This is a genomic window from Pseudonocardia kujensis, from assembly GCF_021283305.1.
GTDB lineage: Bacteria > Actinomycetota > Actinomycetes > Mycobacteriales > Pseudonocardiaceae > Pseudonocardia > Pseudonocardia kujensis.
Map to the genome: position 1 here is coordinate 97,998 of NZ_JAJSOK010000008.1, position 13,056 is coordinate 111,053.

At 73.2% G+C, this 13,056-nt stretch carries 12 protein-coding genes; 7 read left to right on the forward strand and 5 right to left on the reverse strand.

Features of this window, described 5'->3' with window-relative positions; genetic code table 11:
- Window positions 1–45: 45 nt before the first annotated feature.
- The 5 genes from gap to LWC35_RS08600 all read left to right on the forward strand — a co-directional run bounded on the left by gap (window position 46) and on the right by LWC35_RS08600 (window position 3,934).
- A complete protein-coding gene (gap, locus tag LWC35_RS08580) occupies window positions 46–1,059 on the forward strand; it encodes a type I glyceraldehyde-3-phosphate dehydrogenase (RefSeq protein ID WP_232869496.1) in 1,014 nt (337 codons plus the stop codon).
- The gene (locus LWC35_RS08585; protein ID WP_232869497.1) at window positions 1,056–2,252 is read left to right on the forward strand and encodes a phosphoglycerate kinase; all 1,197 of its coding nucleotides are present in this window, start codon (window positions 1,056–1,058) and stop codon (window positions 2,250–2,252) included. Before gap ends, LWC35_RS08585 begins: the two co-directional genes overlap by 4 nt.
- On the forward strand, window positions 2,252–3,037 hold the full coding sequence (gene tpiA / locus LWC35_RS08590) for a triose-phosphate isomerase (protein ID WP_232869498.1): 786 nt from the start codon (window positions 2,252–2,254) through the stop codon (window positions 3,035–3,037). The genes LWC35_RS08585 and tpiA overlap by 1 nt, the downstream gene beginning before the upstream one ends.
- Window positions 3,038–3,292: 255 nt before the next feature.
- Complete coding sequence (secG, locus tag LWC35_RS08595) at window positions 3,293–3,529, forward strand: preprotein translocase subunit SecG (protein ID WP_037038713.1); 237 nt, start codon at window positions 3,293–3,295, stop codon at window positions 3,527–3,529.
- A 63-nt stretch (window positions 3,530–3,592) separates the two neighbouring features.
- A complete protein-coding gene (locus LWC35_RS08600; protein WP_232869555.1) occupies window positions 3,593–3,934 on the forward strand; it encodes an RNA polymerase-binding protein RbpA in 342 nt (113 codons plus the stop codon).
- An 80-nt stretch (window positions 3,935–4,014) separates the two neighbouring features.
- On the opposite strand, the gene LWC35_RS08605 is transcribed toward LWC35_RS08600, so the two are convergent.
- Entirely contained in the window at window positions 4,015–7,269 is a 3,255-nt protein-coding gene (locus LWC35_RS08605; RefSeq protein WP_232869499.1) for a bifunctional cytochrome P450/NADPH--P450 reductase, read from the reverse strand.
- Window positions 7,259–7,996, reverse strand: coding sequence for a hypothetical protein (locus LWC35_RS08610; RefSeq protein ID WP_232869500.1), 738 nt, complete (start codon window positions 7,994–7,996; stop codon window positions 7,259–7,261). Before LWC35_RS08610 ends, LWC35_RS08605 begins: the two co-directional genes overlap by 11 nt.
- 244 nt (window positions 7,997–8,240) lie before the next feature.
- On the opposite strand from LWC35_RS08610, the gene LWC35_RS08615 reads away from it, so the two are divergent.
- Together LWC35_RS08615 and LWC35_RS08620 are read left to right on the forward strand one after the other, a co-directional pair.
- Window positions 8,241–9,500: a TrpB-like pyridoxal phosphate-dependent enzyme gene (locus LWC35_RS08615; protein WP_232869501.1), complete on the forward strand. Its 1,260-nt coding sequence runs from the start codon at window positions 8,241–8,243 to the stop codon at window positions 9,498–9,500.
- A gap of 71 nt (window positions 9,501–9,571) precedes the next feature.
- Window positions 9,572–10,693 carry a lysylphosphatidylglycerol synthase transmembrane domain-containing protein gene (locus tag LWC35_RS08620; protein ID WP_232869502.1) on the forward strand — a complete coding sequence of 374 codons (1,122 nt, stop codon included), beginning with the start codon at window positions 9,572–9,574 and terminating at the stop codon, window positions 10,691–10,693.
- A gap of 10 nt (window positions 10,694–10,703) precedes the next feature.
- On the opposite strand, the gene LWC35_RS08625 is transcribed toward LWC35_RS08620, so the two are convergent.
- The 3 genes from LWC35_RS08625 to LWC35_RS08635 all read right to left on the reverse strand — a co-directional run bounded on the left by LWC35_RS08625 (window position 10,704) and on the right by LWC35_RS08635 (window position 12,949).
- The gene (locus LWC35_RS08625; protein WP_232869503.1) at window positions 10,704–11,153 is read right to left on the reverse strand and encodes a rhodanese-like domain-containing protein; all 450 of its coding nucleotides are present in this window, start codon (window positions 11,151–11,153) and stop codon (window positions 10,704–10,706) included.
- An 81-nt stretch (window positions 11,154–11,234) separates the two neighbouring features.
- Window positions 11,235–12,419, reverse strand: coding sequence for a formate-dependent phosphoribosylglycinamide formyltransferase (gene purT, locus LWC35_RS08630; protein ID WP_232869504.1), 1,185 nt, complete (start codon window positions 12,417–12,419; stop codon window positions 11,235–11,237).
- Window positions 12,420–12,460: 41 nt separating this feature from the next.
- Window positions 12,461–12,949, reverse strand: a complete 489-nt coding sequence (locus LWC35_RS08635) for a VOC family protein (protein WP_232869505.1) — start codon at window positions 12,947–12,949, stop codon at window positions 12,461–12,463.
- Window positions 12,950–13,056 lie beyond the last annotated feature (107 nt).

The following is a 13,056-nucleotide window of genomic DNA, read 5'->3' on the forward strand; positions in this document are numbered from 1 at the left end:
GCTAGGGTTGGCCCGATCCCCAAGACGACACCAGTGGAGGTTCGTGTGACGGTCCGGGTAGGCGTGAACGGCTTCGGCCGCATCGGCCGCAACTTCTGGCGGGCGGTGGACGCCCAGCGCGCCGCCGGCACGAGCGACATCGAGATCGTGGCGGTGAACGACATCACCGACAACGCGACTCTGGCGCACCTGCTGAAGTACGACTCGATCCTCGGCAGGCTGCCCTACGAGGTCTCCTCGACGGACGAGGAGATCGTCGTCGACGGCAAGGGCTTCAAGGGCCTCGCGGTCCGCGACCCCGCCGAGCTGCCGTGGAAGGACCTCGGCGTCGACGTCGTCGTGGAGTCGACCGGCCTGTTCACCAAGCGCGAGGCCGCGGCCAAGCACCTCGACGCGGGCGCCAAGAAGGTCGTCATCTCCGCGCCGGCCACCGGCGAGGACATCACGATCGTCAAGGGCGTCAACGACGACCAGTACGACGGCAGCCAGGCCATCGTCTCCAACGCCTCGTGCACCACCAACTGCCTCGCGCCGCTGGCGAAGGTGCTCGACGACCTGCTGGGGATCGAGAAGGGTCTGATGACCACGATCCACGCGTACACACAGGACCAGAACCTGCAGGACGGCCCGCACAAGGACCTGCGCCGCGCCCGCGCCGCCGCCATCAACATCGTCCCGACCTCGACCGGCGCCGCGAAGGCGATCTCGCTGGTCCTGCCGCACCTCAAGGGCAAGCTCGACGGCTACGCCCTGCGCGTGCCGATCCCCACCGGCTCGGCCACCGACCTCACGGTCGAGGTCCGCAAGGAGGCCTCCGCCGAGGAGATCAACGCGGCGTTCAAGGCCGCCGCGGAGGGCCCGCTCGAGGGCATCCTCAAGTACACCGAGGACCCGATCGTCTCGTCGGACATCGTGACCGACCCGCACTCGACGATCTTCGACGCCGGCCTGACCAAGGTCATCGGCAACCAGGTCAAGGTCGTCGGCTGGTACGACAACGAGTGGGGCTACTCGAACCGGCTCGCCGACATCACCGCCCTGGTGGCGTCGAAGCTGTGAAGACCGTCTCCGACCTCGTCGCCGAGGGCGTGAGCGGGCGCGCCGTGCTGGTGCGCTCGGACCTGAACGTCCCGCTCGACGGCGAGACCATCACCGACGACGGCCGCATCCGCGCGTCCGTGCCGACGCTCTCGACCCTGGCCGACGCCGGGGCCCGGGTCCTCGTCACCGCGCACCTCGGCCGGCCGAAGGGCGGGGCCGGGGCGGGCGGGGAGAACGCCAAGTACTCGCTGGCCCCGGTGGCGAAGCGGCTCGGCGAGCTGCTCGGCAAGGAGGTCGCGCTCGTGCCGCACGGGCAGCGGCCGGAGCTGGCCGACGGCCAGGTCGCGCTGCTGGAGAACATCCGGTTCGACCCGCGCGAGACCAGCAAGGACGACGACCAGCGGGCCGAGCTCGCCCGCGAGCTCGTCGACCTCGTCGGGGCCGACGCGGCGTTCGTGTCGGACGGTTTCGGCGTGGTGCACCGCAAGCAGGCCTCGGTGTACGACGTGGCGCAGGAGCTCCCGGCCTACGCCGGCGGGCTGGTCCTCTCCGAGGTCGAGGTGCTGCAGAAGCTCACCGGAGACCCGGAGCGGCCGTACGCGGTCGTGCTCGGCGGGTCGAAGGTGTCGGACAAGCTCGCCGTGATCGAGGCGCTGCTGCCGAAGGTCGACTCGCTGCTGGTCGGCGGCGGGATGTGCTTCACCTTCCTCGCCGCACAGGGCTACGGCGTGGGTTCGTCGCTGCTCGAGTCGGACCAGATCGACACGTCCCGCAAGCTCCTGGAGTCGGGGAAGATCGTCCTCCCGACGGACGTCGTCGTCGCCGACAGGTTCGCGGCCGACGCGGCGACCAAGACCGTCCCGGTCGACGCGATCGAGGACGGCTGGATGGGCCTGGACATCGGACCGGAGTCGGTCCGGGAGTTCGCGTCCGTCCTGGCCGGGGCGAGGACCGTGTTCTGGAACGGGCCGATGGGCGTGTTCGAGATGGCGCCGTTCGCCGAGGGCACCCGCGGGGTGGCGCAGGCGATCGTCGACGCCACCGCGGACTCCGGCGCCTTCAGCGTCGTCGGCGGCGGGGACTCCGCGGCCGCCGTGCGCGCGCTGGGCCTGCCCGAGGACGGTTTCTCGCACATCTCCACCGGCGGCGGGGCGTCCCTGGAGTTCCTGGAGGGCAAGTCCCTCCCCGGCGTCGCGGTCCTGGAGCGCTGATGGCACGCAAGCCGCTCATCGCCGGCAACTGGAAGATGAACCTCAACCACCTCGAGGCCATCGGGCTGGTGCAGAAGGTCGCCTTCGCGCTGCCGGAGAAGTACTACGACCACGTCGACGTGGCGGTGCTCCCGCCGTTCACGGACATCCGCAGCGTGCAGACGCTGATCGACGGGGACAAGCTCAAGCTGGTCCACGGCGCGCAGGACCTCTCGCCGCACGACTCCGGGGCCTACACCGGGGACGTGTCGGGCGCGATGCTCGCCAAGCTCGGCTGCACCTACGTGGTGGTCGGCCACTCGGAGCGACGGGAGATCCACGGCGAGGACGACGGCGTCGTCAACGCCAAGGTGCGCGCCGCGCTGAGGCACGGCCTCCGACCGATCCTCTGCGTCGGCGAGGGGCTCGACGTCCGCGAGTCCGGCGCCCAGGTCGCCCACACGACCGCGCAGCTGGTCGCGGCCCTGGAGAAGGTCACGGCCGAGCAGATCGGCGAGGTCGTCGTGGCGTACGAGCCGATCTGGGCGATCGGCACCGGCAAGGTGGCGAGCCCGGCCGACGCCCAGGAGGTCTGCCACGCGCTGCGCGAGGCGGTCCGCGAGAAGTACGGCGACCAGGTCGCCGACGGGACGCGGATCCTCTACGGCGGCTCGGTGAAGGCGAAGAACGTCGGCGAGATCGTGGCCGAGGCGGACGTGGACGGCGCGCTCGTCGGCGGGGCCTCGCTCGACGCGGACGAGTTCGCCCAGCTCTGCGCGATCGCCGCGGGCGGCCCGCTGCCCTAGCCGGCGGCCTCCGGTATCCGGCGGACGGCGCTCCCGCTCCTTCCCAGGGGCGGGGGCGCCGTTCGTGCGTTCTCGGGGACCCGGGGAACCCGGGGTGCATCCCGGCCGTTGGACGGTCGGCGGGGTGCGTTCGGCGGTCCGGTAACGCAGCGCCCGCCCCCGGCGACCCACGAACACGGCCCGGGGCGAGCGGGTGAGCGGCGCCGGTTACAGTGGACACCCCTGCCGGGCTTCGAGAGGGCGGATGAGAACGGGATGATCCTGGCGCTCCAGATCGTGCTGATCGTGTCCAGCGTCGTGCTGGTGCTGCTGATCCTGCTGCACCGCGGGCGCGGAGGCGGGCTGTCGAGCCTCTTCGGCGGCGGTGTGCAGTCGAGCCTCTCGGGGTCGAGTGTCGTCGAGAAGAACCTGGACCGGCTGACGCTGTTCACCGCGGCGATCTGGCTGGTCGCCATCATCGGGACCGGCCTGCTGGTCAAGGTCGGGGCCTGACCGAACGCCCTGCAGTCACGCCCTGCACCACAGCGGCGTCGAGCGGAGGAGAGCACCATGGCGATGTCCGGCGGCAACGCGATCCGCGGTACCCGGGTCGGGGCCGGCCCGATGGGCGAGTCCGAGCGGGGTGAGACCGCCCCCCGGGCCCGGATCCCGTACTTCTGCGCCAACGGCCACGAGACGCGGCCGTCGTTCGCGGCCGAGGCGGAGATCCCGGAGTACTGGGACTGCCCGCGCTGCGGCCTGCCGGCCGGCCGCGAGCAGGCCTCGCCGCCCGCTGCGCCGCGCAACGAGCCGTACAAGACGCACCTCGCGTACGTGAAGGAGCGCCGTTCGGACGAGGACGGCGCCGCCATCCTCGAGGAGGCCCTCGCGAGGCTGCGCGCCTCCCGCGAGCTCTGAGGGCGCCTCCGCAGACCCGCCGCCGGCCCCGCGAACCATGGTTCGCGGGGCCGGCGGCGTTCTCGGGCCCGTCCGTCGGGTCAGCCGGTGCCGCTGCCCCAGATGTCCTCCAGGAACCGGTCGGCGGCGCGCAGCCCGGCCAGCCACGCGTCGGCGTCGGCCTCGGACGCACCGGTCCGGTCCCGGAACACCTGCCGCAGCGCCGCCCGCACCCCGGGCGCGATGGTCGAGGCATTGCCGCACACGAACACCGCGGCGCCCTGCTGCAGCAGCTCCCACACCTCGTCGGCGTGCTCGAGCATCGCCTCCTGGACGTACTGCCGCGGGCCGCCGGCCCACCGCGAGTACGCGGGGACGAGGTGCACGAGACCCTGTTCCTGGAGCCCGCGCAGCTCGTCGGCGTAGAGCTCGTCGGCCTCGGGGCTGCGGCAGCCGAAGAACAGCAGGGACCGCCCGACGGTCCGGCCCTCGGCCGCGTCGGCGGCCCGGTCCTGCAGGAACCCGCGGAACGGCGCGAGCCCGGTCCCGGCGCCGACCATGATCATCGGGATGCTGGGGTCGGCCGGCGGGCGGAAGGCGATCGTCGGCTTGCGCACGAACACGAACGCCGTGCCCTGCTCCGGCAGCTCCGACAGGTGTCCGGAGCACGTGCCGCGGTAGACGCCGGACCCCGACCGGGCCGGCCCGCGGACCACTCCGACGGTGATGCTGCAGTCCTCGTTGCCCGCCCGCGGTGAGGACGAGATCGAGTAGTACCGCGGCCGCAGCGGCGGCAGCAGGTCGAGGAACTCGGCGAAGGGCAGGTCGCACGCGGGGAAGGCCTCGAGCAGGTCGAGCACCGAGCGGTAGGGCTCGGCCACGCCCGCGCGGTACCCGTCGCCGGCGAGCGCCTCGAGCTCGGCCTTCACGGCCGGGTCCCCCGTGTACCGGGCGAGGGTCTCGACGTCGCCGCGGGTCGCCACGTCCTGCAGCTCCACGCAGGTGGCCAGCACCCCGAGCAACGGGGCGGGCTCGTCGACCGGCAGGTGGGTCGGCGCCGTCCCGGTCGGGATGATCGTGGCGTACTGCGCGCCGTCGAGGCCGAAGTGCGCGATCACGCGGCGGATGGGGTCGATGCCGTTGCGGGGCAGCACCCCGAGGTGGTCGCCCGCGCCGTAGGTCACCCCCTCGGGCAACGCGATCTCCACGTGCCGGGTCGAGCGCTCCGGCGGTTTGCCGTCCGTCCCGAGGATCATCTCGCGGTTGGCGGTGATCCGGCCGGGCCGGGCGTGGTAGGAGAGCACGACCGGGTTGGTGACCTGCCGGTTCGTGAGCGTGACGGTCAGCCGCGGGCCGTGCCGCAGCTCCGCGCCGACCTCCGCGGGCAGGTCGAGGGACCGGGCGAGGCCGGCCCACAGCCCCGCGTGCCAGTCCCGGTAGGCGGCGTCGAAGTCGGCACTGGCGTCGCCGGCGCCGCGGGGGTGGGCGCGCCGCCCACCCGCCGCGGCCAGGCCCTCGTCGAGCCGGGTCGGCACGGCCTGGTAGGTCCCGGCCCACTCGCTGTCGCCGCACCCGAACACCGCGAACGCCGTGCCGGGCACGCGGGCGTCCGGACCGGCGAGCCATTCGCTGAACGCCGCGGCGTTGTCCGGCGGGGTGCCGTTGTACGAGGAGCTGACGACGACCGCCGCGCCCTTCTCGGGCAGCCCGCCGACGTGGTCGTCGAGCGGGCCGAGGGTCACGTCGAAGCCGCGCACGGCGCCCTCGCCCGCGAGCGTGGTGGCCAGCGCCTCGGCCGTGCCGAGGTTGGACCCGAACAGCACCGCGAGCGGGGTGCCGTGCTTGGTCACCAGCGGCTCCGGCGCGCCGACGGGCACGGCCTCCTGCGCGGCCGTGGCGCCCGTGCCGGTCGCGACCGGGGCCGCGCGCAGGGCGCGGCCCTCGCGCGGCCGGACGAGGATCCGGAACTCGTCGGGCTTCACGGTCAGGGTGGTCTTCGTGTGCAGCTGGTAGTCGAGATGGTCCTCGAGCTCGAAGCGCTGCAGCATCATGCCGAGCACCAGCGTGGCCTCCTGCAGGGCGAACTGCCGCCCGATGCAGGCCCGCTGGCCGGTGCCGAAGGGCTTGTAGGCGTTCGGCGGGAGGGCCGCGACCTTGTCCGCGGCCATGCGGTCGGGGTCGAACCGTTCCGGGTCGTCCCAGACCGAGGTGTCGCGGTGCAGCGCTCCCGCCAGCACCGTGATCGGCGTGCCGGCCGGGATCGCGTACCGCCCGCCGATCACGGTGTCCTCGCGGGGGGTGCGGGTGAAGCCGGGCGCGGTCGGCCAGAGCCGCAGCGTCTCGTCGAGCACCTGGCGGACGTAGCGGAGCCGGCCGATCTGCTCGAAGGTCGGCGCGGCGTCGTCGCCGAGGACCTCGTCGACCTCGTCGCGGGCCCGCTGCGCCGCCTCGGGGTTCTTCAGCAGCTCGTAGACGGCGAAGGCGAGCAGGCCGGAGGTCGTCTCGTGGCCGGCGATGAGGAAGGTGATGCACTGCGCGCGGATGTTCTCGTCCGGCAGCGACTCGCCGTCCCGGGTGCGGCCGACGAGCATGCGCCCGAGCAGGTCGGTGTCGTCGGCGGCCTCGCCCTGGGCCCGGCGCTCGCGCACCAGTCCGTCGACCAGGTCGCTCATGAAGGTCGCGTCCTCCTCGAGCTGCCGCTGGGCGCGCACCCGCAGCCGGTTCTGGATGGGCAGCTGGCGCTGCCGGCCCTGCGCCTCGGTCAGCACCCGGGTCATGGCCTGCACGAACGGGTGCGGGGTGTCGCGGTAGAAGGAGTTGAACCGGTAGCCGAACCCGCACAGCGCGATCGTGTCGAGGGTCAGCCGCGTCATGTCGGCGGGGACGTCGACCTCCTCGCCGGGGTTGAGCCGGGCCCACTTCTCCATGAGCTGCTCGGCGATGTCGACCATCCGCGGCACGTAGTCCCGCATCGCGCGCATCGAGAAGGGCGCCATGAGGATCTCGTGCGCCCGGTGCCAGAGCGGGTCGTCGGTCTCGGAGGTGAACAGCCCGTTCCCGATCGGCCCCGCGCTGAGCTGGGCGAGGCCGCCGCCCAGCGCCTTGTCGAAGCGGGTGTCGTCGAACACCTCCTGGGCGAGGTCGGCGCCGGACAGGAGCAGCCGCGACCCGCTCGGCATGCTGAGCCGGTAGATCGGGCCGTACTCCTTCGCCATCCGCAGGAAGCCGTCCATCGGGGCGGTGCTGTCGATGTCGAGGAGGTTGCCGAGCACGGGCAACGGGTGCGGACCGGGCAGCTCGTCGATGCCCACGATCCGCTCGCCCGCGCCGGTCGCGGGGCCGGTCTCACTGCTCATCCGTGTCCTCCTTCGTGGCACCGTCCTCCGGCCCCGCGCGGCGCACCAGCAGCAGGACGCTCAGCACGAGCACCCAGCCGGGGAACACCAGCAGGACCGAGGGATGGAACGTCGTACTGACCAGCAGGAATGCCGCGGCCAGGTAGAAGACGACGGCGACCGGCCGGGGGAGCGTGCGGCCCAGCCCGCTCGTCGTGGTGATCATGAACATGCCGGCGACCCGGACGCCGTAGACGAAGACCATGGTGAAGCCGACGGTCATCAGCGTGCGGACGACGTCGGGCGGCGGGGGCGCGGCGGAGGAGAAGCGGGTGAGCAGCGCGGCGCCGCCCGCGGTGGCGGTGCCCGCGAAGAGCAGGGCCACGAACACGACGCCCGAGGCGAGGTGCAGCCAGTGCGGGATCCGCGCCCACGAGCGCGGCGCGATGACCTGCATGTACGTCCGGCTCGCGACCATGTGCCACAGGAACGCGATCCCGGCGAAGGGCACCACGTAGAGGCCGACGGAGACCAGCAGCGAGTCGCGGCCCGAGGTGAAGAAGGCGGTGTAGGCGTCGTCCGGGGCGTCGAGGCCGGGACCCTGCGACACGAGCACCAGCGCCACGACGAACAGGGCCGCGAACACGATCCCCGACCCGCCGGCGGCGCGGGCGAGCGCCGTGACCTCGGCGCGCGCGGACCGGGCCGCGGGAGCGGCGTGCGGGTCGGGACGGACCGGTGCCGGCATGGCGTCTCCCGCGGCGGCGCCGCCGCGACCCCGGCCCGGCACGCCGCCCGGCCGGCCGGCGCGACCGCGCGGCCCTGCTGTGCGGGCGATGCTCGGTTCGCCGTCCGGGGCGGTCAAGGACCACAGGTCCCGATTCGGCCGCGCGTCCCGCGCGGCCGGTCCGGCGGGACGTGCGTACGCGGGTCCCGTCGGCCCAGCCGGAGGACCCTTCCACCCCGCCCGCGTGATCGCTAGCCTCCGCGCCATGAGTCGCTGGACGCTGCCGCCCGACAGGATCCCGAGCGCCTGGTTCAACGTGGCGCCGCACCTGCCGGAGCCGGTGGACCCGCCGCTGCACCCCGGCACCCGGGAACCCGTCGGTCCCGACGACCTGGCGCCGCTGTTCCCGATGGAGCTGATCGGGCAGGAGGTGTCGACCGCGCCGTGGATCGACGTCCCGGGCGAGGTCGTGGACATCCTGAAGCTGTGGCGCCCCACCCCGCTGGTCAGGGCCGAACGGCTGGAGCGGGCACTCGGTACGCCCGCGCGGATCTACTTCAAGGACGAGTCCGGCTCGCCGTCGGGCAGCCACAAGACCAACACCGCCGTGCCCCAGGCGTTCTACAACGCCAAGGAGGGCATCACCCGCCTCACCACCGAGACCGGGGCCGGGCAGTGGGGCACCGCGCTGTCCTATGCGGCTGCGCAGTACGGCCTGGAGCTGCAGGTCTACATGGTCCGCGCCTCCTACGAGCAGAAGCCGTACCGCCGGGTCGCGATGGAGACCTGGGGCGGCTCGGTGGTCCCGTCCCCGGTGGACGAGCCAGGCCACCCCGGCTCGCTCGGCGCCGCGATCTCCGACGCCGTGCGGGACTGCGTGGGCCGCGAGGACACGCACTACGCCCTGGGCTCGGTGCTCAACCACGTGCTGCTGCACCAGACGGTGATCGGGCTCGAGGCCAAGGAGCAGCTGGAGCTGGCGGGCGAGCGGCTGCCGGACGTCGTCCTCGCGTCCTGCGGCGGCGGCTCCAACCTGGGCGGGATCACCTTCCCGTTCGTGCCGGACGGGGGCGTGCGGCTGCTCGCCGTCGAGCCGCTGTCCTGTCCGACGCTCACCCGTGGCCGGTTCGAGTACGACTTCGGGGACGTCGCCGGGCTGACCCCGCTCATGCCGATGTACACGCTCGGGCACGACTTCGTGCCGCCGTCCATCCACGCGGGCGGGCTGCGCTACCACGGCGACTCGCCGCTGGTGTCGGCACTGGTCAAGGCGGGTCGGATGGAGGCGGTGGCCTACCCGCAGGGCAAGGTGTTCGAGGCGGCGGTGCAGTTCGCCAAGGTCGAGGGCAAGATCCCGGCTCCGGAGTGCGCGCACGCGGTCCGGGCCGCGATCGACGAGGCGTTGGCCGCCAAGGAGACGGGGGAGGAGAAGGTGATCCTCTTCAACTACAGCGGGCACGGCTTCCTCGACCTGTCGGCCTACGACGACTACAACAACGGCCGGCTGCCGGAGGAGCAGGGCTGAGACCCGGAGCGCGGTTTCCCGTCCGGCCCGGGGGCTAGCCTGGGTCGGCGGCGGAGCACCGGGGAGGGTCCATGGCAGTGCGGGCGCGCTCGGCCGTCTCGACGGTGCTGTCCTGGCCGCTGCGCCACGCCAAGACGGTGCTGCACTGGATCCTGGTCGCGGCCGCGCTGGGCTACATCGCGTGGCAGATGCCGGACATGGTCCGCGCCGTCTGGGAGGCCGGGGACCCGTTGTCCCACATGCGGCCCGGCTGGCTCGCGCTCGCCGTGCTGCTCGCCGTGGCCGCGCTGGCGCTCTACGGCGAGCTGCACCGGTTCATGCTGGTGATCGGCGGCGCCCGGGTCCCGGGCCGTACGGTGCAGGCCATCACGTTCGCCGAGAACGCGATCGCCAACACCGTCCCGGTCGTCGGCGGCGCCGGCGCGCTCGCCTACTCGATCGCCCGGCTCCGCAGCCGGGGGGTCGACGCCGCGCTGGCCTCGTGGTCGGTGTTCCTGCCCGGCGCCCTGTCGACGATCGTCCTGCTGGTCGGCGCGGTCTTCATCGTCGGGGCCGCAGGCTGGATGCCGATGTGGCTCGCGGTGGTGGTGGCCGCCGCGATCGTCGTCGGGACGATGGGGTTCTGGTCGGTGCTCACGCACGCGTCGGTCCTGCACCGGATCCTGCTCGGCCTCGTGCACCTGTGGCGGCGGGTGCCGGGCGTGTGCCACGACTGCCGCGACAGCTGGGCCTCGAACCCGGAGGCCACCGCGAACCGGCTGGCCGAGCGCATCGACATCCTGCACCCGTCCCCGGTGCAGTGGCTGGTGCTCGCCGGCACGGCCCTGGCCAGCTGGGCGGGTGACTTCCTCGCCCTGCACGCCTGTGCCGAGGCCCTCGGACTCGACGCCCGGTGGACCACACTCGCCCTCGGCTTCCTCGTGGTCCAGCTCAGCATCGCGCTTCAGGTGCTGCCCGGCGGGGCCGGCCTGGCCGAGACCGGGCTGCTCGGCGTGCTGCTCGCCGCGGGCGCGCCCGTGGCGCCCGCCGCCGCGACGGTGCTGGTCTACCGCCTGATCACGTGGCTGGGGCTGTCGGTGGTCGGCTGGATCGTCTACGCCGCGCAGATCCACCTCACGCCGCCGCACTGGCACCGGCACCGCAGCGCCGACGGCGAGCGCGAGCTGCCGCCGGGCACGGTGCCCAGCACCTGACCGGTCCCGCTCAGCAGCCGCACGGGGTGGTCAACGGGTCGGGGTCGGTCCGGCGGGTCCCGTCGGCCGTCTCGACGGGAAGGCCCTCGCGGATCCAGTACTCGATCCCGCCCAGCATCTCCTTCACCCGGAAGCCGGCCCGGGCGAGCGTGAGCGCACCGCGGGTCGCGCCGTCGCAGCCCGGGCCCCAGCAGTAGGTCACCACCGGGACCGCCGGGTCGAGGTCGCCGGGCAGGGCGGCGTGCGGGAGGTGCACCGCGCCCGGCACGTGGCCCTGGTCCCAGGCCGCGCGGCTGCGGGTGTCCACGAGCACGAAGCCCGGGGCCGGTCCGGCGAGCGCGGTGTGCACGTCGGCCACGTCGGTGAGGCAGGCCAGCCGGGTCGCGAAGAACGCGGCCGCCTCGGCGGGCGGGGCGGGCCGGACGGCGAGGACGGGCGACGCCGCAGCGGAAAGGGCCATGCCAGGAACGCTAGGGGGAAGATCGCGCTCCAGGAAGGCTGGTTCCCCGGTCGTTCGACGTTCTCGCCGTGGAATCCCCGGTCAGTCCACGACGACGCGGACGAGGCCGGCGGCCTGCTTCGCGCGCATCCGGGCGGTTTCGACGTCGTCCGCCGCGGCCACCGCGACGCCCATCCGCCGCTTCACGAAGCTCTCGGGCTTGCCGAAGAGCCGGAGGTCGGTCCCGGGCACGGCCAGCGCCGCGTCGACCCCCTCGAACCCGACGGCCTTCGCGTCGACCCCGCCGTAGATCACCGCGGAGGCGCCGGGGGAGCGGAGGGCGACGTCGACCGGCAGGCCCAGCACGGCGCGGGCGTGCAGCTCGAACTCCGAGAGCCGCTGGGTCGCCAGCGTGACCAGGCCGGTGTCGTGCGGCCGCGGGGAGACCTCCGAGAAGAGGACCTCGTCCCCCCGCACGAACAGCTCGACGCCGAAGACGCCGCGACCGCCGAGCGCCTCGGTGATCCGGCCGGAGACGTCCCGGGCGGCCGCCACGGCGGCGTCCGACATCGGCTGCGGCTGCCACGACTCGACGTAGTCCCCGCCCTCCTGGAGGTGCCCGATGGGCGCGCAGAAGTGGGTCCCGTCGGCCGCCCGCACGGTCAGCTGGGTGATCTCGTAGTCGAAGGCGACGAAGCCCTCGACGATGACCCGGGTACCCGCGACCCGGCCACCCGCCATCGCGTAGCCCCACGCCGGCTCCAGGTCCGCGGCGGAGCGCAGCACGGACTGTCCCTTGCCCGACGACGACATCACCGGCTTGAGCACGCACGGGTACCCGATCCCGCCGTCGATCGCGGTCCGCACCTCCTCCAGGGAGTCGGCGAACGCGTACGGCGAGGTGGGCAGCCCGAGCTCCTCGGCGGCGAGCCGGCGGATGCCCTCGCGGTCCATCGTCAGCCGGGTGGCGCGGGCGGTCGGGACGACCGTGGCCGTGCCGGCCTCCTCGACCCCCAGCAGCGCGGTGGTCGCGATCGCCTCGATCTCGGGGATGACGTACTGCGGCTGCTCCTGCTCGATCAGCGCCGTGAGCGCGACCGGGTCGGTCATGTCGATCGCGTGGGCACGGTGGGCGACCTGGTGGCCGGGCGCGTCCGGGTAGCGGTCGACCGCCACGACCTCGACACCCAGCCGTTGGAAGGCGATCACGACCTCCTTCCCGAGCTCGCCGGCGCCGAGCAGCATGACGCGGGTCGCGGAGGGGGCGAGCGGGGTGCCGATGCGCATGCGGTCAGCTTAGGTTCCGCGGAGATCGGCACCCCGGCCGCTCACGCGTCCGCCTTCTCGCCGAGGTAGGCCTTCCGCATCGCCTCGACGTCCGGCTTGCCGAACTGCGAGAGCATCTCCTGCATCGTCCGGTTGGCCTTCGCGGTGTCCGGGTCCTTCATCCACTCCTCGGCCTCCAGCGACACGACCTGCCAGGACACGCCGAACCTGTCCTTCAGCCAGCCGCACGGCTGGGGCTCGCCGCCCTCGATCAGCGCGTCCCAGTACCGGTCGATCTCCTCGGTGGACTCGCAGGGCACCACGAACGAGATCGCCTCGCTGTGCGGGAACTGCGGCCCGCCGTTGAGCCCGGCGAAGTCGCGGCCGTCGAGCGTGAAGTACGCGATCATGACCTCACCGGCGGGGCCGGGCGCACCCTCGGGGTACCGCTGGATCTCGGTGATCTCCGAGTTCGGGAACACGGAGGTGTAGAACTCGGCGGCCTGCTGCGCCTGGCCGTCGAACCACAGGCAGGTGGTGATCTGCTTCATCGGGGTCTCCTCGTGTCGTCCTGTGCCGTTGCAGGGGAGACGGCACGAACCGGACGAAGTCATCGCCGTCGGCGCGGTGTCGTGGATTCGACGGCTAGAGTGCCGCC